Raw genomic sequence first — 24,206 nt, 5'->3', positions numbered from 1 at the left:
TAATTTGGCGAAATTAAAAATCTTAAGAAAATTCTGCCGATAATTTATTTAAATTCAAAGATCAGAAATCATATAAATCAAACATACTTTGAGGAGTTTTAACCCATCAATCCATCTAGATATATTTGGTGCTCCAGATTTCCTAGCATAATATCTAACAGGGTAATTTAGTATCTTAATATTGTTTTTTGCCGCCTCGAATATTATTGTGAAATCTCCGAATGGATCAGATTTAGAATCCCAACTTCCGTTTTGTTTCATCAGTTTAAATAATTTTCTTGAAAAAACTTTTGTTCCACAAAGTGAATCTGATACTGGCTTATTTATGAGAATTGATAAAAATATTGCAAAGAGTCTATTTCCTATATAATTGGCCCATCTCATTGCATCTTTTTCCATAGGGAAAGTTGTTCGGGCACAATTAATTAGGATATTTTTATTTTTGGTTGATTCCATTATTGCTGCAATACTGTCATCAATATCTACAGTAAAATCACTATCAATTATGGCGAGGGTCTCACCTGAAGAAATATTAAATCCCTCCACAACAGCATTTTTCTTGCCTTTTGAAGTCTGTTGCAAAAGACTTATATTAAAGAAATTTGAAAAATTTTCTTTTAACTCTTTCAGCATCAAATATGTATTATCTTTACTATTACCTTCAACAAATATAATTTCTAATTTATTTGGTATTCCTTTAAATTTATTTAATGCGTTAATTAAAAGTTCTTTATTACCAGCTTCATTTCTCGCAGGAATTACTATTGATATTAAATGATCGGAAATATTTTCATTATATTTATAAAAAACAATTTCTAGTTCGTAAGCTAGTTGCTTTATGATTGGTAATTTCCGGAAAATATTTTTTAATGATGATGGGATTAGTTTAGTTTTCAAAGGAGTTAATTTTTTTGCTTTCCATCTTATGGATCTATAGTTATAAATTTCGGCTAGAGATTCAATATCGCCTAAAGTTATTCTTGCTTGGTTGGTAGTTTCTCTAAAAATTCTTGAATCTAATCTCATCCATCTTGTTAAGGGCTCCCATGCATTGCCTCGAACTTTAATAGAAATTAATTCGCTATTATTCTTGAATAATTGATGTAATTTGTTATTTGTTAAGTTCCACGAATTAACAGATTTCATTACTTTTACAGTTTCTTAAAGACACTTTAGTATATGAAGATTATTTATTTTTTTAATATTAATATCCATGGTTTTAAAACATCATTTTTATATACGACTTCATAAGAATTATTATCGTTTTTTATTTCTTTAGATTCATATGTCCATGCTAATTCTGATTTATTTAGCTGATCAATACCCTCTACAAGTCCACCAAGTCTTGGCGTTAATAGGGAAATCTTAATAACTTTTGATTCTGATTGAGAATCTATTATTCCTTTTTTATCAACTTTTATAGGTTGTTTTTGTACGATATCAAAAGATGATACGTATTCCATTTTTTCTCTTAAATCTCTTGATCTATCAGTGAATAATCCTGATTGCAAAATAAATGAAGTTAGTAAGTAAGGACCAATGATAAGAGCTATTAATATTTCTCTTAATGAATTTTTGTTTTTTATGAATGACCAAGATACTGCAAAAGATAATAATCCAATAATTAAAAATGTATTTTCCTTATAATTAAAGTCAATAATGTTTTTATACAAAAAATAATATGAGAAAACTAGGGCGACTATAAAAAGTGGAATTATTTTAGAAGTTATAAATATAAAGATCCGTTTAAACCTCTTAGAATTAAATAAATATTTTATTCCTTCAAAAGTATTTAGTGAAAAAATTGATGATATTTGTAAAGGGTAGTATGGGGTTTTAGTAGAAAAAAAACTCAGAATTACTATTAAAATTAGAGGAAAAAATGTAAGCACATATTTATTCTCTTTACTTTTAGAAAAATTGCTTATTGTTCCAATAATTGCAAATATACTCCATGGTAGGAAAGTTAGGGGAACATTCCAAAAATAATAATAGAAAGGATTTGTAAAAATATTTTTATTAGAGAGACTGGTAAACTTTCCAAATAAGTAAAAAATAATATTTTTATCTAGATAAGTGCTAATAGAATACGACCATAACAAATAAGGAATAAATCCAATAAGTAGTCCAAGCCAGAAGAATTTACTGAATAAAAAATTCTTTTTTTGATATAAATACGGTAACAGTGATAGTAAAGGTACAAATACGAGAAAAGTTTTTATCATAAAAGATAAACCAATCCAAATACCAAAAACCAGAATATAGAGTTTGTTATCTTTATGTTTTATTTTGATTAAAGAAAATACACCAATACTTACTAAACATGAGAAAATGATATCTTGAGTTGCTAAGTGTGAGTAGTCAAACCATAGATAGGTAGTAGCAAGTATTAGTGGAGAAAAAATTGCATATTTTTTATTAAAAAATTCTTCATGTAATTTGTAAGTTATGAATAGCATTAATATTGCAGCAGTTGTTGTTGGTAGATATGCAGAAAACATATTTCTTCCAAATATCTCTTGTGACTTTGCAATTAAAAACTGCAATCCTATTGTTCTATCTAAAACATATTCGTCCCACCAAAGTGGAATTGTCCAGTTACCTTTATCTAATATCCATCTAGCTTGTAGAGCATAAAATCCCTCATCATAAGCAACATAACTTCTTTTCCCAAAATAAAATGTAAGAGGAATAAAAAAAAATAATTTAAAAAGATTTTTAAGTTTTATTGTTTTATGAATCATAAATTGTTTTAAGTTGCTTTTAGAGTGCCGATAATTGGATTTGAACCAATGACCTACTGTTTACGAAACAGTTGCTCTACCCCTGAGCTATATCGGCAATTTTTAAAATATATTTATTTTCATATAGAATCAATTTTAAAGGTGAAAGTATTTATGTCAAAAATAGATCCTAAATTAAAAAAAAAATTATTAAAAGAATCCCAGGCTCCTTTCAAGGGACTAAGGAAACTATTGTGGATTGCATTTAGTGGTTCAGCATTTTTGGGACTTTTTATAATGCTTTCAAAAATTGCAAGCGGCAGTGAAGTACAGCAAAATAACATTCTCATACAATTAGTCGCTTGTGTATTATTTCCTACTTTATTTGTTATCGATAGAAATAAAGATTCATAAATTAAAAATTTATTGAATCATTGACTTAAGGTCCTCTTTTTAGTAACAAATTTGAAAGCTTCGATTTTGTCTCCTTCAATCCACGAAGAGAATTTATCACAGCCAACTCCACATTCAAAACCCGTATTAACTTCTTTTACATCATCTTTAGCTCTTTTGAGAGAGTCTAAATTACCTTCAAAAATTACTTTATCTGATCTGATAACTCTAAGAGAACAATTCCTTTGTAATTTCCCATTTTGTATGTAACAGCCTGCTATGGCTCCTTTACCTACAGCGAAAGTTGCTCTAACTTCGGCTATACCTAATGATTCTTCGACAAGATCTGGTTCAAGCAGACCTTCCATAGCTAATTGAATATCTTCTAAGAGTTTATATATCACTTCATATTCCCTGATATCGACATCATTAGCGTCAGCTGCTCTCTTTGCTCCTGATGCTAAAGATGTATTGAAGCCTATGATAACTGAACCTGATGCAGCTGCTAGATCTATATCTGTCTCAGTTATTTCACCTGGAGCAGAGAGCAGAACTCTGACTTGAACTTCATTTTTGGGTAACTGTTCTAGAGATCCTAATATTGCTTCAACGCTACCTTGAACATCAGCTTTGAGGATTAAGTTTAATTCTTTTAATTCTCCATCATTTGCTTTTGTTGATAAGGATGACAAGCTAACTCTTCTCGTTGCCATTTGTTGGGCTAATTTAGTGGCTCTAGCATCTGTTGCTCTGTCCCCTACAATAGATCGAGCAGTTTTCTCGTCAGGATAGACTTCAAATTCATCACCTGCAGTTGGGACTTCACTAAATCCTAGTGCTTCTACTGGAAATGATGGTCCTGCTTCCTTAATTCTATTGCCATGTTCATCAACCATTGCTCTAATTTTCCCAAGTACTGAACCTGCAGCCAGAACATCTCCAGATTTTAAGGTACCATTTTGAACTAACAATGTTGCTACAGGACCTTTGGCTTTATCAAGGTGGGCTTCGATAACAGTTCCTTTGGCCGATCTGTCAGGATTAGCTTGTAGATCTTCAACTTCTGAAACTAATAAAATCATTTCGAGCAACTTATCTATATTTTGTTTTTTAATTGCACTTACTGGAACCATTACAGTATCTCCTCCCCAATCTTCAGCAATTAAATCTTTTTCTGATAGTTCCTGCTTGACTCTTTCTGCAGATGCGCCTTCTTTATCAATCTTATTAATTGCAACAACAATTGGTACTTTTGCTGCTCGAGCATGACTAATGGCCTCAAGGGTTTGGGGTCTGCAACCATCGTCTGCCGCTACTACAAGAACAGCTACATCAGTAACTTTTGTACCTCTTGCTCTCATTGCAGTGAAGGCTTCATGACCGGGTGTATCAAGAAAAGTTAATTTTTTCTTTTTAGATTCATGCTCAAATTCAACTTGATAAGCCCCAATATGTTGAGTTATCCCTCCAGCCTCTCCAGAAGCCACTCTTGATTCCCTTATGGAGTCTAAAAGACTTGTTTTACCATGGTCAACGTGGCCCATTACTGTAATGACAGGTGGCCTTTTTATTAGACTATCAACATCATCGTTTTCAATCATATCTACTGTTTTCTCTGCAGCCTCTTGGATATCATCTTGCAAAACAGGTACTCCAAATTCTTCTGCTACTGTTTCTATAGTTGCTAAGTCGAGTGATTGAGTTACAGTTGCTGTTATTCCTTTAAAGAAAAGAGATTTGATTATTTCAGAACTTTCAAGACTTAATTTATCAGCCAATTCCTGAACTGTTAAATTATCTTCAGGAACTATAATCATCTCAGGCCTTACTTGTTTGGCTTCTTTGGCAGCCTTTAGTTCCATGGCTCTTCTTTTCTGCCTTTGTCTGGTGGTTTCTTTTTTCTTTTTCTTAAATTGTTTTATAGATTTTTGAGATTTAGTTTCATCAGACTTTTCTTTCTTTGGACGAGCCAAACTAGCTGATAATATTGAAATTTTCTCACCTGAGTACCCACTTGTTTCAGATGTTAATGTATCATCATTTTCACCAATAATATGTACTTTTTGACGTTGTTTGTGAGGATTTTTATTTCTTAATGCTTCTAGTTTTGCGCTATCGTCCCAATCTGTCTTTCCAGGTTTTTTTGAACTATTTGAAAATGTTCTGTAAGGTGGTTTTTTGGTATTAGGTGCAGCATTTGGATTAACATTAGGTGATTTTGCCTTGTGTTTAGGCGTTTCGATATTTTGTTTTTCATTATTCTTGCTACCTAGTTTGCCATTCTCAGATTTGTTAGTTTTTTGAAGTTTTAAAAGTTCATTAGGAGATACTGGCCTTCTAATACCAGGAGTATTTTGACCATTGAATTTAGATCCAGGCCTATTAGGCATGCCGGGTCTGTTGGGAGCACCAGCTCTATTAGGATTGATTTGCCTATTAAATGATCCAGGTTTGCTTTGATCTGATTGTTTATTTCTTGATCCAGGCATATTGGGCATGCCAGGTCTGTTGGGAGCGCTAGCTCTATTTGGATTGACTTGCCTATTAAATGATCTAGGTCTGCCTTGATCTGATTGTTTGTTTCTTAATCCAGGATTATTGGGCATGCCAGGTCTGTTGGCGGCGCCAGCTCTATTAGGGAAAGTTTGTTTAAAAGCTGTATTTTGCTTATTATTTTTTTGCTTATTAGTGTCATCTCTTCTTATCGGAGCTCCCACGAGTTCAGGAGGATTTATTTTATTGTTAAAAGTTTTTGTTTTAGGTTTGTTTATATTTTGATCAGTTTTGTTTGATAATCTTATATTTTCTTTTGAATTAAGGATGTTCTTGGAGGAGTCATTAGATTTAGGATTATTATTTATATTTTTAGGCTTTGCTATTAGTTGAATAGGTGGTTTTGCTGGACTTTTGTTGGGTGAGTTGATGTTATTTTGAAAAGTTTTTTTATCTTGGTTGAAATTTCTTGGAGGTTTAATCTTTGTATTTTTATTTGAAAGATTTGATTGGGATTTTGAGCTGTTTATAAAGGTTTGTTTATTGGAATTTTTAGGTTGATTTGAAATTATTTTTTGACCCTCGGGCTTACTAAGAGGTTTTAACAATAATGGCTTTTGGTTTGAATTATCTTTGTGAGGTTTCCCCTCTAGAGAATTAATAATAGGTGGTTTATCTTTTTTATTTTGTTCATAATTATCTTTTTTAATTGAAGATTTGTTAATAGAAAGTATTGTTTTATCTGAATTCTTTTTGTTAATAAGATTTTTTATTTTTTTTGCGTCCTCTGCACTAATAGAACTGCTATGGCTTTTGACTGAAATTGAAAGTTTTTGAGCGGCATCCAATATATCTTTATTTTCCAAATTTAAATCTCTGGAAAGTTCGTAAATTCTGATTTTATCGCTGATAGTCATTTAATCTGATTTGTACTCTTTTAAAAATTAAAGAGGATTTAATTTAATTATATTCCCTTATTGGGATTGTCATTGTAGCTTGTAATTTCTTTTTCAAAAATATCAAAAAATTCAGGCTCAAAAAATGTTTTTAAAGCTTTTTGAAGCTTTTTCTTAATCTTGGAATCTGCGTAACATTTTTTTGACTTACAAATGTAAGCTGATCGCCCCGTTCCCTTTTGAAACATAATGCCTTTTTTATAATCTTTGGTAATCTTGAAAAGATATTTCCTGTCGAATATTTTTCTACATGAAATACATATTCGCATGACAGGGGTTTTTTGTATCACCGCTTTCTCTCCTCTGTGGAGGATATTTCACTATCTTGAAAAGTTTCTAGTTGATCATTATCTGAGAAAACTTCTCCTTCGTATTTTTCTTCATATTCTTGATCATCTTCAGGAAGAGGATAAAGTTCTCTTAATCTAGCATCTTCAGCAGCACGTTCAGCTTGTTCTGCTTCTAATCTTCTCTCAGCTTCTCGCTGAAGATTCTCTTCATCTTCCCTTTGAATGATTAATTCAGAAACTGCAGTATCTTCAGCTTCCTGATCGTATTCATGTGAATTTTTAACATCAATCTTCCAACCAGTTAATCTTGCGGCTAATCTTACATTTTGACCCTCTCTACCAATTGCGAGACTCAATTGATCAGGGGGAACTAATACGTGTGCATGTTGCCCTGCTGGGTCAACTAATCTCACTAAATCAACTTTCGCAGGACTTAAGGAGTTTAAAATATACTGTATTGGATCTGATGACCATTTAATAACATCAATTTTTTCTCCTCTTAATTCATTAACTACTTGTTGAATTCTTGCTCCTCTCGCTCCAATACAGGCTCCTACAGGATCTACTTCTTGTTCAACACTATCAACAGCTACTTTTGTTCTAGGCCCCACAGCTCTTGAAGGAGGGTTAGCTTCTCTTGAGACAGCAACAATTTTTACTGTACCTTCTTGAATTTCCGGCACTTCATTTTCAAATAAATAAACCACTAAACCAGCATTTGCTCTACTTACAAAAAGTTGTGGACCTTTTCTGGCTATTTCGCTAACTTCTTTCAAAAATACTTTGAAAGTTGCATTTGCTCTGTAATTATCATTTGGTAATTGATCTCTTTTGGGAAGTTCTGCCTCTACTTCAGGTCTACCAATACCTGAACTAACTCCCATAATGACTGATTGTCTTTCAAATCTTATAACTCTTGCAGTTAAAACAGGATCTTCCAAATCTGCAAATTCTTCTTGGATCATTTTTCTTTGTTGATCTCTCAATTTTTGAGCTAAAACTTGCTTTGTTGTTGAAGCAGCCATACGCCCAAAATCCTCTTTTTCTGGAGTAACGTCTAAAACAACTGTGTCACCTATTTGAGCATCATCAGCTACTTGTTTGACTTCTACTAGAGATATTTGATGATCTTCGCTCTCAACTTCTTCAACAATTATCTTACTTGACAAAATCCTATAACCTTCTTCATCTAGATCAAGTCCAACATCAAAATTACTGAAATATTCTTCATCAAATGGATCTTGGTTAACTCCAATGTAAAAAGTTCTTCTATATTTTTCATATCCTTTTAGTAGAGCTTCGCGTAAGGCCGCTTCAACGATATTAGGAGGTAACTTTTTTTCCTCACTAATATCTTCAATGAGATTGTTTAAACCTGGGAGAATAACTAATGCCATCTATGATGGGAAAATTGAATAATGGTTGAAAATAATTAATCTTTTAATGTACAAAGACTAATCTTTAGTACTTCATCAAAAGGGATTTTTTTAATCTTACCTTTTATGTTAATGGCTAAATAATCTTTAGACTTTTCATAAAGTAAACCATTCAGAAATTTTATTTTTGAATTCTTTTGGTTTAACTCAACATTAACCGGAAAACCCTTAAAAGTTTTGAAGTCTCTTTCTGAGGTTAATTCATCACTGACCCCTTGACTACTTATTTCTAACACATAAGAACAATTTAAAAGGTTTGAATTTTCTATTTCTTCAGATGCTGGGGTATTAAATAGCGCACAATCTTCAAGTGAAATGTCATCATCATTAGTTTTTTTTATAATTATTTGGATAACAATTGGATTTTTATTAGTTTGTATATTTAAACTACAAATTTCTAAATCCCATAAATTGGCGACTTTTTTTAATAGAGATTCAAGCTTGCTTTTGTTTTCTTTATTCAAATTTATTTACATAAATTGATTTAGATAATTTTCCCATATAAAAAGTTTTTTCTATAAAAAATTCAAAAAATTGTATTTTATGTATGTAAACAAAAAAACAACGATAATATATTTCTTCAACTAGATTTAATGAAATATTCAAACACTCTTAGAATAAATGAAACTTTTAAAGATTAAATATAAAAATTTAATCCAAATTTTCATTATTTGTTGTTTTTGTTTAGTTTATTTCTTTCAAAAAGCTGAAGTTCTGGCTTTAACTTCTTCTGATAGTCATAATTTCGTATCATCTGCGGTAAAAAATGTTGGCCCTGCGGTAGTGAAAATTGATACAGAGCGATTAGTAGAGAGGCAACAATTTGATCCAACTTTGCTAGATCCTTTGTTGAGGGATTTGCTAGGAGAGCAAGGAATTACTCCTGAAAGAGAGAGAGGCCAAGGTTCTGGGGTGATTATTAATGAGCATGGTTTGGTTCTTACTAATGCTCATGTAGTGGAAAGAGTTGATGATGTTTCAGTAACTTTGGCAGACGGAACTATTTGCGATGGCCAAGTTTTAGGAACTGATGTGGTAACTGACTTAGCTTTAGTAAAAATTGAGGAATCTACTTATTCTAATTTTGCTCCACTTGGGAATTCTGAAGAGCTTGAAGTTGGAGACTGGGCAATAGCTCTTGGTACTCCCTATGGTTTAGAAAAAACAGTTACCTTAGGGATTGTTAGTAGTCTTCATAGGGATATTAATAGTCTAGGCTTCTCAGATAAAAGGCTTGATCTTATTCAGACTGATGCGGCAATAAATCCTGGAAATTCAGGCGGCCCACTAATTAATTCAACTGGCGAGGTAATTGGAATAAACACCTTAGTAAGAAGTGGACCAGGAGCAGGTTTAGGTTTTGCAATACCGATTAATCTGGCTAAAAGTGTTTCTGATCAGCTTCTTAAAAATGGTGAAGTTATTCATCCTTATTTAGGCGTCCAATTAATTTCTTTGAATCCAAGAATCGCTAAAGAACATAATCAAGACCCTAATTCACTAGTTCAGTTACCTGAAAGAAATGGAGCTCTAATCCAATCAGTCGTACCTAATAGCCCTGCTGAAAAAGCTGGTTTAAGAAGAGGTGATCTAGTAATAGCAGCAGAAAATATAGCAATAGAGGAACCTAAAGCTTTGCTAGATGAAGTAGAAAAGGCTCAGATAGGTAAAGTTTTTCTCTTAAATGTTTTAAGAGATAATAAAGAGATACAGATTAATATCAAACCAGAACCTCTACCTGGTTTGACATAAATCACCCATTGAAATTAAATAATCTATAAACGTAAGGAAAAGATTTTGGATTCACAAACTCAGATGAAACAAATTGTTGCTGATGCAGCAATTAATGAAGTCCAAAGCGGCATGGTTCTTGGATTAGGATCTGGATCTACAGCAGCGCTTATGATAAAAAGCCTCGCAGATGAAATTCGTTCTGGGAAACTCCAAAATATAAGAGGTGTTGCCACTTCCTTTCAATCAGAAGTTTTGGCGTTCCAACTAGATATCCCGCTTATCGATTTAGCTTCTGTTTCTCAAATCGATTTAGCTATTGATGGAGCAGATGAAGTGGATCCGAACTTTCAATTAATAAAAGGAGGGGGAGCATGCCATGTAAGAGAAAAGTTAGTAGCATCTAAAGCTAATCAATTGTTGATTGTCGTCGACGAAACTAAACTTGTAAAAAATTTAAATCAATCTTTTCCTTTACCTGTAGAGGTCCTTCCAAATGCCTGGAAGCAAGTTCAGGAAGTTATTTCAGAAATGAATGGAAATTCTACTTTAAGAATGGCTACTAAAAAAGCTGGCCCAGTTGTTACTGACCAAGGAAACCTCATCTTGGATGTGTTGTTTAATGATGGTATTAAGAATCCAAAAGATATTGAAATGACTATTAATAATATTCCAGGAGTACTAGAAAACGGATTGTTCGTTGATCTTACAGACAAAGTATTGGTTGGTAAAATTGAACAAAGTAAACCAGTTGTTTACTCCCCATCAAAAGTTGGCTAATCTTCAAATCTTATTTGTACTGAATTAGCGTGACTATGTAAGCCCTCACTTTTAGCAAGATTAATAATATCCATACTGTTTACTTTTAAACTTTTTTCATTAAATTCTATTATTGAGGTGTTCTTCATGAAAGTTTCAACTCCAAGAGACCCGCTAAACCTAGAATTTCCTGATGTAGGTAAAGTATGATTTGGTCCCGCAAGATAATCACCCACGGCTTCCGGGGTCCACTTTCCTAAAAATATTGCCCCTGCATTTTCTATACCCTTAAGAATTTTTTTTGAATCAAAAGTTAATATTTCTAAGTGTTCTGGAGCAAAGTTGTTGCTTAATTCAATACATGATTGATAATTCTCGCAAATAACAATTAATCCCCAATTTTTTATTGATTGTATGCATATTTCTTTTCTTGGATGATCATCTATTTTTTTATAAATTTCCTCAAAAACTTCTTTTGCTTGGTTCTTTGATGTAGTGAGAAGTATTGAAGAAGCTAATGGATCATGTTCTGCTTGTGCTAGTAGATCAGATGCTATATGCTCACTTTGAGCTGTTTCATCTGCAATGATTAATATTTCACTTGGACCTGCTAAAGAATCTATCCCTGTAGAGCCGTAAATTAGTTTTTTAGCAGTAGTTACGTAGATATTTCCTGGACCTGTAATAACATCGACTTTATTGATTTTATTTGTGCCAAATGCTAATGCACCAATTGCTTGAGCTCCTCCAATTCTAAAAACTTTGTTGACCCCTGATAGGTGAGCTGCAGCTAAAACCGTTTTATCTATTTCCCCTTTTCTATTTCCAGGAGAAACCATTATAATTTTTTCTACTCCAGCTACTTTCGCAGGTATTGCATTCATTAATACAGTACTTGGATAAGCAGCTCTGCCTCCAGGTACATAGATACCTGCATTTTTCACTGGTCTCCATCTTCTTTCGACTGTATCACCATGTTCACCTTTTATTGCAAAGGATGATGGAATTTCTTTTTCATGGAATTTTTCAATTCTTTTATGGGCTAACTCAAGTGAACGCTTCAAATCACTATCAATATTATTCCATGCATCCTTTAATTCTTCTGAACTAACTTGCATTGGGTCAGGTTTGAAACCATCAAATTTTTTGGTGTATTTTTCGACTGCTATATCGCCATTATTTTTTACCTCTTGAAGGATTTCTTCCACAATTGCATTTATATTGTGATTGTTTTCTGAAGTAGTTCGATTAGAAATCCTTTTTAATTCTTGGATAGCGTCTTTTTTTTGATTTATTATTTTCATATTCTTAATTTTTCAAATTGAAAGACTTGAAACCAAATTTAATACATTTCTAAATTATATTATGATTGATTAGTAGTCGATATATTTGTTATGATAATAGTCTTCTATCAATTTCCCCTCTGTGGCCAATAACAAATCAGCAAAAAAAAGAATACAAATTGCCGAAAGAAATCGTTTAATGAATAAGTCATATAAATCAACAGTTAGAACTTTGACTAAAAAAACTTTAGAGAATTGCGAAAAATATAAAAACGATCCTAATGAAGATAATAAAAATTTAGTGAAAACAAGTCTTAATAAAGCCTTTAGCTTAATTGATAAAGCAGTCAAAAAAAATGTTCTCCATAAGAATAATGGGGCTAATAGAAAATCAAAAATTAACAATTTAGTAAAAACTACTCTTACTACCAAGTAAAAAGTCTGATTATTGATTATGAGCGATATTGAACTCATAGACTCGCACTGTCATTTAATATTTGAAAATTTTGAGAAAGATCTTGAAGATGTTGTTCGAAGATTGCGCTCAAGAGGTGTAAAAAAATTAGTCCATGCATGTTGCGACCTAACAGAAATTCCTAAGTTGAAGAAAATATCCCATGAATTTCATGAAATTTACTATTCAGTTGGTTTACATCCGTTAGAAGCAGAAAAATGGGAACTTAGTTCCAAATCTCTTTTGAAAAGATCAGTTAAAGAAGATAAAAGAGTTGTGGCTATTGGGGAGTTAGGCTTGGATTTTTTTAAAAATGAAAATAAAACTCAGCAAATTGATGCCCTTATTCCTCAAATGGAGTTAGCTTATGAACTTGAATTACCAGTAATTATCCATTGCAGAGATGCTGCAAATGAAATGATCAAGATATGTCATGAATTTTCTAATAAAGGCAAATGTCCTAAAGGTGTGCTTCATTGTTGGACAGGGACCCCAAAAGAAATGATGCAATTCTTGGATCTTGGTTTTTATATCAGTTTTAGTGGAATAGTAACTTTCCCAAAAGCACATCAAATTCATGAGTGCGCCAAACTTGTCCCAAGTGATAAATACTTAATTGAAACTGACGCTCCCTTCTTAGCGCCAGTTCCCCATAGAGGTAAAAGAAATGAACCTGCATTTGTTGAAAATGTGGCAAACTTTATGGCAGATTTAAGAGCTACAGAATTAATTAAAATTGCAGAAGAGTCATCTAAGAATGCTGAAGATTTGTTTAAATTTGACTTGTTAGTTTGACATAGCAGCTGCTATGATTAGGAATTACTGGAAATTTTTCTTAATTTTTAGTTTTTGCTTGCTATGTTAAAGGTTTTCAGACCATTAAGTTAATTTTTTGTTTTTTTATTAAATTGATTTTTTTGTTGAAATCGAGATTTAATAATTGATTTAAAATTACATAGGGAAGTTAAAAATCTAAATATTTAGTAAATTTATAGTAAATATTAAATCTCAAATAATCTCAGGTTTCTTGGATGAGCAGTAGCGCTTTACAGGTAGCAAAAACAGCTATTTATCTACCAGATTTAGTTGAAGTACAAAGAGCAAGCTTTAAATGGTTTTTGGAAAAGGGTTTAATAGAGGAATTACAAAACTTTTCCCCCATTTCTGATTACACAGGTAAGTTAGAATTACATTTTATTGGCGAAGAGTACAGATTAAAAAGACCTAGACATGATGTTGAGGAAGCAAAAAGAAGAGATGCAACATTTGCCTCTCAAATGTACGTAACTTGCAGATTAATTAATAAAGAGACAGGTGAAATTAAAGAGCAAGAAGTATTTATTGGTGAATTACCATTAATGACTGAAAGGGGAACTTTCATAATTAATGGTGCTGAAAGAGTAATTGTTAATCAAATTGTTCGTAGTCCAGGAGTATATTTCAAAGATGAACAGGACAAAAATGGGCGAAGAACTTATAATGCGAGCGTAATCCCTAATAGAGGGGCATGGTTAAAATTTGAGACTGACAAAAATAATCTACTTTACGTCAGAGTTGATAAAACCAGAAAAATTAATGCACATATTCTTATGAGAGCGATGGGCCTCTCTGACAATGATGTGATCGATAAACTTAGACATCCTGAGTTTTATCAAAACTCAATTGATTCAGCCAATGACGAGGGTATAAATTCAGAAGATCAGGCTTTACTTGAGCTTTATAAGAAGCTCCGTCCTGGCGAACCACCCTCTGTCTCAGGCGGTCAACAGCTATTACACAGTAGATTTTTTGATCCCAAAAGATATGATCTAGGTCGTGTTGGTAGATATAAAATAAATAAAAAACTAAGGCTTACAGTCCCAGATGATGTTAGAACACTTACCCATGAAGATGTTCTTTCTACTATTGATTATTTAATAAACCTAGAATTGGATATTGGTGGTGCAAGTTTGGATGATATTGACCACCTCGGTAATCGTAGAGTTAGATCTGTGGGAGAACTTCTTCAAAATCAAGTAAGGGTAGGACTTAATCGTTTAGAGAGAATAATAAAGGAAAGAATGACTGTGGGAGAAACAGATTCCCTTACTCCCGCTCAACTAGTTAATCCCAAACCTTTGGTTGCTGCAATAAAAGAGTTTTTTGGTTCAAGCCAATTAAGTCAATTTATGGATCAAACCAATCCTTTGGCTGAATTAACTCATAAGAGAAGAATCTCGGCCTTAGGTCCTGGAGGTTTAACACGTGAAAGAGCAGGTTTTGCTGTGCGAGATATTCATCCTTCACATTATGGAAGATTATGTCCTATAGAAACTCCTGAAGGTCCTAATGCTGGTCTTATAAACTCTTTAGCTACCCATGCAAGGGTTAACGAGTATGGTTTTATTGAAACTCCTTTTTGGGAAGTTAATAACGGTAAAGTTAATAAAGAAGGTAATCCTATTTATTTATCTGCTGATTTAGAAGACGAGTGCAGGGTAGCTCCTGGAGATGTTGCAACTGATAAAGATGGAAACATACTTGCAGACTTAATACCAGTAAGATACAGACAAGATTTTGAAAAAGTTCCCCCGCATCAAGTTGATTATGTTCAGCTTTCTCCTGTCCAAGTAATTTCAGTAGCAACTTCATTAATTCCTTTTTTGGAACATGATGATGCAAACAGAGCTCTGATGGGATCTAATATGCAACGCCAAGCTGTTCCATTGCTCAGACCAGAACGACCTTTAGTTGGAACAGGTTTAGAATCTCAAGTTGCTAGAGATTCGGGTATGGTTCCAATAACGAAAGTTAATGGAACAGTATCTTATGTAGATGCGAATGAAATTGTAGTTAAAGATGAAAATGGTGATGAACATTTTCATTATCTTCAAAAATATCAAAGGTCAAATCAAGATACCTGTTTAAACCAAAGGCCCATTGTAAAGATTGGAGACCAAGTTATATCCGGACAAGTCTTAGCAGATGGTTCTGCTTGCGAAGGAGGTGAAATAGCACTTGGCCAGAATGTTTTAATTGCATATATGCCATGGGAGGGCTATAACTATGAAGATGCAATCCTTGTCAGTGAGAGGATGGTAACTGATGACTTATATACATCAGTCCATATTGAAAAATACGAAATTGAGGCAAGGCAAACAAAGCTGGGACCTGAAGAAATTACAAGAGAGATTCCAAATATTTCTGAAGAAAGCTTGAATAATCTAGATGAAATGGGAATAATAAGGATTGGAGCTTTTGTTGAGAGTGGAGATATTCTTGTAGGAAAAGTTACTCCAAAAGGAGAATCAGACCAACCTCCTGAAGAAAAACTTCTGAGAGCTATTTTTGGTGAAAAAGCTAGAGACGTAAGAGACAATTCCCTTAGGGTCCCTAAAACAGAAAAAGGACGTGTTTTGGATGTTCGCATTTACACTAGAGAACAAGGTGATGAGTTACCTCCAGGTGCAAATATGGTTGTTCGAGTTTATGTGGCTCAGAGAAGAAAGATTCAAGTAGGCGATAAAATGGCTGGAAGACATGGAAATAAGGGAATCATTAGTAGGATCTTACCTAGAGAAGATATGCCTTATTTACCTGATGGAACACCTGTAGATATAGTTCTTAATCCTTTAGGAGTTCCAAGTAGAATGAACGTGGGTCAAGTCTTTGAATTATTGATGGGCTGGGCAGCGTCTAACCTAAATTGTAGGGTTAAAGTTGTTCCTTTTGATGAAATGTATGGTGCTGAAAAATCACATCAGACTGTTCAAGCATTTTTAGAAGAGGCTTCAAAACAGCCAGGCAAAGCTTGGGTTTATAATCCTGAAGACCCTGGAAAGTTATTACTGAAAGATGGAAGAACAGGTGAACCATTTGATCAGCCAGTTGCAGTTGGATATTCCCACTTCCTTAAGTTAGTCCATCTGGTGGACGATAAAATTCATGCAAGATCTACAGGCCCATACTCGTTGGTTACTCAGCAACCATTGGGTGGTAAAGCTCAACAAGGTGGACAAAGATTGGGAGAAATGGAAGTATGGGCTCTTGAAGCTTATGGAGCAGCTTATACTCTTCAGGAACTTTTAACAGTTAAATCTGACGATATGCAAGGAAGAAATGAAGCTCTAAACGCTATTGTAAAAGGTAAACCAATCCCTAGGCCTGGGACTCCTGAGTCATTTAAAGTTCTTATGAGGGAATTACAGTCACTAGGTTTAGATATTGGAGTCTATACAGATGAAGGAAAAGAAGTAGATTTAATGCAAGATATAAATCCGAGAAGGAACACTCCATCAAGGCCGACCTACGAATCTCTAGGAACCTCTGAATATGAGGAAGATTAAATACTCAATTACATCTTTTAATTAAAATTTCTCGAAAAATGACAAACAGCAACTTAAGAACCGAAAATCACTTTGATTACGTCAAAATTTCAATAGCTTCTCCACAAAGAATAATGGATTGGGGACAAAGGACCTTACCCAATGGACAAGTGGTGGGAGAAGTTACGAAACCTGAAACTATTAATTACAGAACACTAAAACCCGAAATGGATGGATTGTTTTGTGAAAAGATTTTTGGGCCATCCAAAGATTGGGAATGCCATTGCGGTAAATATAAAAGAGTTAGACATCGAGGTATTGTTTGTGAGAGGTGCGGGGTTGAGGTAACTGAAAGTCGCGTAAGAAGACATAGGATGGGCTATATAAAACTTGCTGCGCCAGTTTCACATGTCTGGTATTTAAAAGGAATTCCTAGTTATGTTGCAATTCTTTTGGATATCCCACTAAGAGATGTAGAACAAATAGTTTATTTTAATTGTTATGTTGTTTTGGACCCAGGCGATCACAAAGAACTTAAATACAAGCAACTACTAACTGAGGATGAATGGCTAGAAATTGAAGACGAGATCTATGCTGAAGATTCAACAATTGAAAATGAACCTTTCGTTGGTATTGGCGCTGAGGCTCTGAAGCAATTACTTGAGGACCTTGATTTAAATCAGGTTGCTGAGGAGCTTAGAGAAGAAATCACACAAAGCAAGGGTCAGAAAAGAGCCAAACTCATAAAAAGGATAAGAGTTATCGATAATTTTATTGCTACGAATGCAAAACCTGAATGGATGGTATTGGATGCAATTCCTGTTATACCTCCAGATCTTAGACCTATGGTTCAGCTTGATGGGGGAAGATTTGCAACTTCTGATTTAAACGATTTATACAGAAGAGTAATTAACAGGAATAATAGACTAGCAAGGCTTCAAGAAATTTTAGCTCCTGAAATTATCGTAAGGAATGAAAAAAGAATGCTTCAAGAGGCAGTGGATGCTCTAATAGATAATGGGAGGAGGGGAAGGACCGTTGTTGGAGCAAATAATAGAGCACTTAAGTCTCTTAGTGACATCATTGAAGGTAAGCAAGGGAGATTTAGACAGAACCTTCTTGGTAAGCGTGTTGACTACTCCGGAAGATCTGTAATAGTCGTTGGCCCCAAATTAAAAATGCATCAATGTGGTCTCCCAAAGGAAATGGCGATTGAGCTTTTCCAGCCTTTTGTCATTCATAGATTGATACGCCAAAATATTGTTAATAATATTAAAGCTGCGAAAAAATTAATACAAAAAGCAGATGATGAAGTTATGCAGGTACTTCAGGAAGTTATTGAAGGCCATCCAATCCTCTTAAATAGAGCACCTACTCTTCATCGGTTGGGAATTCAAGCTTTTGAACCAAAATTAGTTGGTGGCAGAGCAATTCAACTCCATCCTTTAGTTTGCCCTGCATTTAATGCAGACTTTGATGGAGATCAAATGGCTGTACATGTTCCTTTAGCCTTGGAGGCACAAACTGAAGCTCGCATGCTTATGTTAGCTAGCAATAATATTCTTTCGCCTGCAACTGGGGAACCAATTGTTACTCCTTCTCAAGACATGGTTTTGGGATCTTACTATCTGACAGCTTTGCAACCGAATTATCAAAAACCTGATTTTGGAGATAATAAGTCTACTTTTGCTTCACTAGAAGATGTAATTTTTGCCTTTGAAGATAAAAGACTCAGCTTACATGAATGGGTATGGGTTAGATTTAATGGAGAAGTTGAAGATGACGAGGAAATGAGTATTCCACAAAAGACCAAGGATCTCAAAGATGGCTCTAGATTAGAAATCTGGAATTTTAGAAGAGACAGATTTGACTCTCAAAACAATTTAATAAGCAGATTTGTTTTGACAACTGTTGGGAGAGTAGTTATGAACTATACCATCCTTGATTCTGTATCTAAAACATAATCTTACAAAACTATTTTTCATTTATTTAAAAATCATGACATCATCTAAACCTAAAAAAAATTCCAGAGTACGTAAAAGTTCTAAAAACTCCAAAAAAAATAATCCAGTAATTATGCCTACGTTGGCTAAAACACCGCCATCATTCAAAAACAAAGTAGTTGATAAGAAAGCTTTAAAAAATTTAGTATCTTGGGCATATAAAACCCATGGCACTGCTATAACTGCAGCTATGGCTGATAATTTAAAAGACTTAGGATTTAAATATGCTACCCAAGCTGCTGTTTCTATCTCTGTAGATGACTTAAAAGTTCCTGAAGCAAAACAAGATTTAATAGGGCAAGCTGAAGAGCAAATATCTGCTACCGAAGAATGCTATAGACTTGGTGAAATTACAGAGGTTGAAAGACATACAAAGGTTATTGATACTTGGACAGAAACTAATGAAAGATTAGTGGATGCTGTCAAAAATAATTTCAATCAAAATGATCCTCTGAACTCCGTTTGGATGATGGCTAATTCGGGAGCGAGGGGTAATATGTCCCAGGTGAGACAACTTGTTGGTATGAGAGGATTGATGGCTAATCCTCAAGGTGAAATTATTGACCTTCCTATCAGAACAAACTTTAGAGAGGGACTTACTGTTACTGAATATGTGATCTCTTCTTATGGAGCAAGGAAGGGCTTAGTGGATACCGCCTTGAGAACTGCAGATTCTGGCTATTTAACTAGAAGATTAGTTGATGTAGCTCAAGATGTAATTGTTAGAGAAGAAGACTGTGGAACAGAACGATCAATAGTTGTAGAAGCTGAAGATGGTCGATTTGGAGCAAGGCTTCTTGGCAGACTCGCTGCTGAGGATATTTTAGATTCTGAAGATAACTTAATTGTTCCCCAAAATACCGCAATAGATCCTGCATTTTCGAAAAAAATTGAGACTTCATCAATAACAAAGGTAAAAATAAGATCACCGTTAACATGCGAAGCAAATAGATCGGTTTGTAGAAGATGTTACGGATGGGCTTTGGCTCATAATCATTTGGTTGACTTAGGAGAAGCAGTAGGAATCATTGCAGCTCAATCTATTGGAGAACCAGGAACTCAATTAACAATGAGAACTTTTCATACTGGAGGTGTATCAACTGCTGAAAGTGGTGTGGTAAGGTCGAAGATATCTGGAAAAGTTGAATACAGTTCAAAAGCAAAGGTTAGAGGCTACAGAACTCCACATGGTGTAGAAGCCAAACAAGCTGAAGTTGATTTCATATTAAAAATTGTTCCTCAAAGCAATAATTCTAATAAAGCTCAAAAAATTGAAGTCTCTAGTGGATCGCTTTTGTTTGTTGATGATGGTCAAGAAATTAATTCTGACATAACAGTCGCTCAGATTACTGCTGGAGCCGTGAAAAAGAGTGTTGAAAAAGCGACAAAAGATGTCATCTGTGATTTGGCAGGTCAAGTAAAGTATGACAAGGTTATTCAACCAAGGGAGGTAACAGATAGGCAGGGAAATATTACCTTAAAGGCGCAAAGATTGGGTAGATTATGGGTTTTAGCTGGAGATGTTTATAACTTGCCACCCAATGCAATACCAGTCGTTTCATCTGGAAAGTCTGTTAGTGAAGGAACTGTTTTAGCAGAGGCAAGCCAATCTAGCGAGTTTGGCGGTCAAGTTCGATTAAGAGACTCAATTGGAGATTCAAGAGAAGTTCAGATTGTTACTACTTCAATGTCACTAAGTAATTTTAAATTAATTGAAGAATCTACTCACTCTGGACAAATTTATCATTTGGAATCTAGTGATGGAAGTTCTTATCGTTTAAACACTTCTCCTGGCAGTAAAATCAGTAATGGCCAAGTTATAGCAGATTTAACAGATGAAAGGTTTCGTACAAAAACTGGCGGACTAGTAAAATATGCCCCGGGATTAGGTATCAAAAAAGCTAGATCATCTAAAAATGGATTTGAAGTTAGTCAAGGTGGAACATTGCTTTGGATTCCACAAGAGACTCATGAAATAAATAAGGATATATCTCTTTTAATGATTGAAGATATGAAGTGGATTGAAGCGGGCACAGAAGTTGTAAAAGATATTTTTAGTCAAACATCAGGAATTGTAACGGTTACTCAAAAAAATGATATTCTCCGAGAAATAACAGTAAGAAATGGGACTTTTCATGAATGCGATGATGAAGAAGTTTTAAATAGATTTACAGAAGAAGGCAATCTAGTAAATCCAGGAGAAAAGATTATGGATGGTATTGATAATAAAGAAATTCTATATGTTCAGAAATTAGAAACTCCAAAAAGTAGAGGGTTATTGCTAAGAACTGTAGAGGAATTTACTATTCCTGATCAAGCAGAATTGCCACAATTATCTCATGTCCAGCAGGAAAAAGGACCACATTTAGGATTAAAAGCAATTCAAAGGCTTACTTACAAAGATGGTGAATTGATAAAGTCAGTTGAAGGAGTTGAATTGCTTAGAACACATTTAAGTGTTGAAAGTTTTAATGCTACTCCTCAAATGACTATTGATGTAGAGTCTATTGAAGATGAAAATGATTCATCAGTGATGAGACTAAATTTAGTAATATTGGAGTCTATTCTTGTTAGAAGAGATACTATATCAGACTCTAGTCATGGCTCTACACATACAGAATTGCAAGTCAAAAATGATCAACTAGTTAAAGCAGGAGACGTAATAGCTACGACACAAATTCTTTGTAAAGAAGCGGGATTGGTTCAATTGCCTAATGTTATTGATGATGAGCCGATTAGAAGATTAATCGTTGAAAGAGAAGAAGACAAAATAAAAATTAACATTAGCAATAAAGCTGTAGTTAAAGTAGGGGATCGAGTCGTTGATGGTGATCCCATAAGTAAATCTGAAAAATCCACTTCTTGTGGTGAAATTGAAGAAATATCAAGTAGTTCAGTTACCTTAAGACTTGGAAGGCCTTATATGGTTTCTCCAGATTCAGTTTTGCATGTTAAAGATGGAGATTTAGTTCTAAGAGGAGATGGTCTGGCTTTACTTGTTTTTGAGAGACAGAAAACTGGAGATATTGTTCAAGGACTACCTCGAATTGAAGAGTTGTTAGAAGCAAGGAGACCTAGAGATTCAGCAATTTTGTGTAAAAAATCCGGAATTGTTCAGATCAAACAAGGTAATGATGAAGAGTCGGTTTCTTTATCTGTTATTGAAAAAGATGATTTGGTTAACGAATATCAACTATTAATTGGAAAAAATATTATGGTTAGTGATGGACAACAAGTTTCAGGTGGTGAACTATTAACTGACGGTCCAATTAATCCACATGAATTATTAGATTGCTACTTCAGTGATTTAAAAGATCAAAAACCTTTAATAGATGCAGCTCGAGAATCGATATCAAAATTACAAAGAAGTATGGTAAATGAAGTTCAAAATGTCTATAAGTCACAAGGTGTTGCAATCGATGATAAGCATATTGAGGTTATTGTGAGACAAATGACAAGTAAAGTTCGTATAGAAGATGCTGGTGATACTACTCTCTTACCTGGAGAACTTATAGAATTAAGGCAAGTAGAAGATACAAACCAAGCAATGGCAATTACAGGAGGAGCTCCAGCAGAGTTTACTCCGGTTTTATTGGGGATAACTAAAGCCTCTCTCAATACAGATAGCTTTATATCAGCAGCTTCATTCCAAGAAACTACACGTGTTCTTACAGAAGCTGCAATCGAAGGTAAATCTGATTGGTTAAGAGGCTTAAAAGAGAATGTTATTATTGGTAGACTAATTCCTGCAGGTACTGGTTTCAGCGGTTTTGTAGAGGAACTAGCCTCAGAGGCTGGTCCCCATCCTGATATCCTCGCAGAAGAATCTGGTGGATACAGAAGAGCACAGAACTTAAGGCCAGATTATACAGTCGATATGCCACAAACACCTTCAGTAAGTTCTACTGCGATACTTGATGATCCTAGTGATGAGGATTTGGAGACTACAAGAAATCGACATGGAATAGACCCTTCCAGTAGTAATTTTGCTGCCTTTGCAAGACCTAGTGCTGAAAATCAATTTTCTGAAGATCAATTACCAGATCCAGCTGCATTGGAGGGTTTACAAGAAGAAGGCCTATTGTCTGATGAATAAATGTTTTCTATTATTGTTTTTTTTGGCTAAAATAAATCTTTATTTTAATTGATGATTAAGCCAGAGATTGTCCCCAAAAGAAAATTACCTCGTTATGGATTTCATTTTTATAATGAAAGACTTAATGGAAGAATTGCTATGATTGGATTTATTGCGCTTATTCTTACAGAATTTTTCTTAAAACATGGTTTGCTGTTATGGTGAAAATAGTTTTGAACTAAAGATAAAATAATTTGAAAAATCTTATTGGAAGTTCTATAAAAGATCTAGAAAATATAGCCTTAAATTATGGTCAGGCTGCATTTAGGGGTCGTCAAATATATAAATGGATATATAACTATAGAAATAAGAAGAAAAATATTGATCAAATAGACGTTTTACCATTAGATTTCAGAATCAAGTTAAAGGATGATGGTTTTAAAGTTAGCGAATTAACCCTTCAAGAAAAAAAATTAGCTCATGATGGCACTCTAAAGTTGTTACTCTCAACAGGCGATAGTGAAAGTATTGAATGTGTTGGCATACCAACGGAAAAAAGGCTTACTGCATGTCTTTCTAGTCAAGTTGGATGTCCTATGGACTGCAAATTTTGTGCAACTGGTAAAGAAGGTTTAAAAAGATCTTTAAAAACAAGTGAAATATTAGATCAGATTTTATTTATTGAAAATGAAATGAATAGAAAAGTGACTAATATTGTTTTCATGGGGATGGGAGAGCCCTTATTAAATATTGATGACTTGCTTTTATCAATTAGATCTATAAATGAGGATTTTAATATTAGTCAGAGAAAAATAACTGTAAGCACTGTTGCTATACCAAAAATGATAAATAAATTAGCAGCAAAGTCTTTTCAAAATTTAGGTAATTGTCAATTTACATTAGCAATAAGCCTACATGCTTCAAACCAAAAAATAAGAGAAATGATAATACCTAGTGCAAAAAACTACCATATCAAAAATATAATTGAAGACTGTAAGCAATTCGTAAGAGATACTGGTCGGAGGGTAAGTTTTGAATATTTAATGATAAGTGGAGTTAATGACAAATTAGAACACGCCAATGAATTGAGTAATTTGCTAAAAGGTTTTCAATGCCATGTAAATTTAATTCAGTACAACCAAATTGAAGAGGTTGAATTTAAAAGATCCTCTCTTAAAAATCTCCAATTATTTAAATCTAGACTTTCTAATAATGGCATAACTGTTAGTTTCAGAAAAAGCAGAGGTTTGGATGAAAATGCTGCATGTGGACAGTTAAGACAAAATTCGAGAAATAAATAATATTA

Annotated in this window: 17 protein-coding genes and 1 tRNA gene; 10 read left to right on the top strand and 8 right to left on the bottom strand. The window is 33.8% G+C overall.

Features of this window, described 5'->3' with window-relative positions:
• Positions 1-54: 54 nt before the first annotated feature.
• From JJ844_02440 to JJ844_02430, 3 genes are all read right to left on the bottom strand, one after another.
• Positions 55-1,146 (bottom strand): glycosyltransferase family 2 protein, encoded by a 1,092-nt coding sequence (locus JJ844_02440; GenBank protein MBO6974536.1) that lies wholly within the window; start codon positions 1,144-1,146, stop codon positions 55-57.
• Positions 1,147-1,190: 44 nt separating this feature from the next.
• Positions 1,191-2,744 (bottom strand): glycosyltransferase family 39 protein, encoded by a 1,554-nt coding sequence (locus JJ844_02435; protein MBO6974535.1) that lies wholly within the window; start codon positions 2,742-2,744, stop codon positions 1,191-1,193.
• 25 nt (positions 2,745-2,769) lie between these two features.
• A tRNA-Thr gene (locus tag JJ844_02430) sits at positions 2,770-2,841 on the bottom strand.
• A gap of 56 nt (positions 2,842-2,897) precedes the next feature.
• On the opposite strand from JJ844_02430, the gene JJ844_02425 reads away from it, so the two are divergent.
• On the top strand, positions 2,898-3,137 hold the full coding sequence (locus JJ844_02425) for a DUF3493 domain-containing protein (protein MBO6974534.1): 240 nt from the start codon (positions 2,898-2,900) through the stop codon (positions 3,135-3,137).
• 17 nt (positions 3,138-3,154) lie between these two features.
• On the opposite strand, the gene infB is transcribed toward JJ844_02425, so the two are convergent.
• The 4 genes from infB to rimP are packed head-to-tail and all read right to left on the bottom strand — an operon-like array spanning position 3,155 to position 8,755.
• Positions 3,155-6,526: a translation initiation factor IF-2 gene (gene infB / locus JJ844_02420; GenBank protein MBO6974533.1), complete on the bottom strand. Its 3,372-nt coding sequence runs from the start codon at positions 6,524-6,526 to the stop codon at positions 3,155-3,157.
• A 47-nt stretch (positions 6,527-6,573) separates the two neighbouring features.
• A complete protein-coding gene (locus JJ844_02415) occupies positions 6,574-6,855 on the bottom strand; it encodes a YlxR family protein (protein MBO6974532.1) in 282 nt (93 codons plus the stop codon).
• Positions 6,852-8,252 (bottom strand): transcription termination factor NusA, encoded by a 1,401-nt coding sequence (nusA, locus tag JJ844_02410; GenBank protein ID MBO6974531.1) that lies wholly within the window; start codon positions 8,250-8,252, stop codon positions 6,852-6,854. Before nusA ends, JJ844_02415 begins: the two co-directional genes overlap by 4 nt.
• A 35-nt stretch (positions 8,253-8,287) precedes the next feature.
• Positions 8,288-8,755 (bottom strand): ribosome maturation factor RimP, encoded by a 468-nt coding sequence (gene rimP, locus JJ844_02405; GenBank protein MBO6974530.1) that lies wholly within the window; start codon positions 8,753-8,755, stop codon positions 8,288-8,290.
• A 157-nt stretch (positions 8,756-8,912) separates the two neighbouring features.
• Here rimP and JJ844_02400 point away from each other — a divergent pair, with 157 nt between their 5' ends.
• On the top strand, positions 8,913-10,043 hold the full coding sequence (locus JJ844_02400; GenBank protein MBO6974529.1) for a trypsin-like peptidase domain-containing protein: 1,131 nt from the start codon (positions 8,913-8,915) through the stop codon (positions 10,041-10,043).
• Between the two features lie 63 nt (positions 10,044-10,106).
• Positions 10,107-10,802: a ribose-5-phosphate isomerase RpiA gene (gene rpiA / locus JJ844_02395; protein MBO6974528.1), complete on the top strand. Its 696-nt coding sequence runs from the start codon at positions 10,107-10,109 to the stop codon at positions 10,800-10,802.
• Here rpiA and hisD read toward each other — a convergent pair.
• The gene (gene hisD, locus JJ844_02390; GenBank protein ID MBO6974527.1) at positions 10,799-12,085 is read right to left on the bottom strand and encodes a histidinol dehydrogenase; all 1,287 of its coding nucleotides are present in this window, start codon (positions 12,083-12,085) and stop codon (positions 10,799-10,801) included. The two genes, rpiA and hisD, sit on opposite strands and share 4 nt — an antisense overlap.
• A 121-nt stretch (positions 12,086-12,206) precedes the next feature.
• Between hisD and JJ844_02385 the strand changes: the two genes are divergently transcribed.
• From JJ844_02385 to rlmN, 7 genes are all read left to right on the top strand, one after another.
• Positions 12,207-12,500 (top strand): 30S ribosomal protein S20, encoded by a 294-nt coding sequence (locus tag JJ844_02385; GenBank protein MBO6974526.1) that lies wholly within the window; start codon positions 12,207-12,209, stop codon positions 12,498-12,500.
• Positions 12,501-12,518: 18 nt separating this feature from the next.
• Positions 12,519-13,313 carry a TatD family hydrolase gene (locus tag JJ844_02380; GenBank protein MBO6974525.1) on the top strand — a complete coding sequence of 265 codons (795 nt, stop codon included), beginning with the start codon at positions 12,519-12,521 and terminating at the stop codon, positions 13,311-13,313.
• 236 nt (positions 13,314-13,549) lie between these two features.
• On the top strand, positions 13,550-16,843 hold the full coding sequence (rpoB, locus tag JJ844_02375) for a DNA-directed RNA polymerase subunit beta (GenBank protein MBO6974524.1): 3,294 nt from the start codon (positions 13,550-13,552) through the stop codon (positions 16,841-16,843).
• A gap of 38 nt (positions 16,844-16,881) precedes the next feature.
• Positions 16,882-18,786 (top strand): DNA-directed RNA polymerase subunit gamma, encoded by a 1,905-nt coding sequence (locus JJ844_02370; GenBank protein ID MBO6974523.1) that lies wholly within the window; start codon positions 16,882-16,884, stop codon positions 18,784-18,786.
• A gap of 34 nt (positions 18,787-18,820) precedes the next feature.
• A complete protein-coding gene (locus JJ844_02365; protein ID MBO6974522.1) occupies positions 18,821-22,921 on the top strand; it encodes a DNA-directed RNA polymerase subunit beta' in 4,101 nt (1,366 codons plus the stop codon).
• 51 nt (positions 22,922-22,972) lie between these two features.
• On the top strand, positions 22,973-23,125 hold the full coding sequence (locus JJ844_02360; GenBank protein ID MBO6974521.1) for a high light inducible protein: 153 nt from the start codon (positions 22,973-22,975) through the stop codon (positions 23,123-23,125).
• 29 nt (positions 23,126-23,154) lie between these two features.
• On the top strand, positions 23,155-24,201 hold the full coding sequence (rlmN, locus tag JJ844_02355) for a 23S rRNA (adenine(2503)-C(2))-methyltransferase RlmN (protein ID MBO6974520.1): 1,047 nt from the start codon (positions 23,155-23,157) through the stop codon (positions 24,199-24,201).
• Positions 24,202-24,206 lie beyond the last annotated feature (5 nt).

The organism is Prochlorococcus marinus CUG1435 (assembly GCA_017644375.1).
In the GTDB taxonomy this organism is placed as follows: Bacteria; Cyanobacteriota; Cyanobacteriia; order PCC-6307; family Cyanobiaceae; genus Prochlorococcus_A; species Prochlorococcus_A marinus_AH.
This window is presented reverse-complemented; position numbering and strand designations above follow the sequence as displayed.

Coding starts and splice junctions, on each gene's coding strand:
- JJ844_02440 (MBO6974536.1), bottom strand. CDS start 1,146: ATGAAATCTGTTAATTCGTGGAACTTAACAAATAACAAATTACATCAA.
- JJ844_02435 (MBO6974535.1), bottom strand. CDS start 2,744: ATGATTCATAAAACAATAAAACTTAAAAATCTTTTTAAATTATTTTTT.
- JJ844_02425 (MBO6974534.1), top strand. CDS start 2,898: ATGTCAAAAATAGATCCTAAATTAAAAAAAAAATTATTAAAAGAATCC.
- infB (MBO6974533.1), bottom strand. CDS start 6,526: ATGACTATCAGCGATAAAATCAGAATTTACGAACTTTCCAGAGATTTA.
- nusA (MBO6974531.1), bottom strand. CDS start 8,252: ATGGCATTAGTTATTCTCCCAGGTTTAAACAATCTCATTGAAGATATT.
- JJ844_02400 (MBO6974529.1), top strand. CDS start 8,913: ATGAAACTTTTAAAGATTAAATATAAAAATTTAATCCAAATTTTCATT.
- rpiA (MBO6974528.1), top strand. CDS start 10,107: ATGAAACAAATTGTTGCTGATGCAGCAATTAATGAAGTCCAAAGCGGC.
- hisD (MBO6974527.1), bottom strand. CDS start 12,085: ATGAAAATAATAAATCAAAAAAAAGACGCTATCCAAGAATTAAAAAGG.
- JJ844_02380 (MBO6974525.1), top strand. CDS start 12,519: ATGAGCGATATTGAACTCATAGACTCGCACTGTCATTTAATATTTGAA.
- rpoB (MBO6974524.1), top strand. CDS start 13,550: ATGAGCAGTAGCGCTTTACAGGTAGCAAAAACAGCTATTTATCTACCA.
- JJ844_02370 (MBO6974523.1), top strand. CDS start 16,882: ATGACAAACAGCAACTTAAGAACCGAAAATCACTTTGATTACGTCAAA.
- JJ844_02365 (MBO6974522.1), top strand. CDS start 18,821: ATGACATCATCTAAACCTAAAAAAAATTCCAGAGTACGTAAAAGTTCT.
- JJ844_02360 (MBO6974521.1), top strand. CDS start 22,973: ATGATTAAGCCAGAGATTGTCCCCAAAAGAAAATTACCTCGTTATGGA.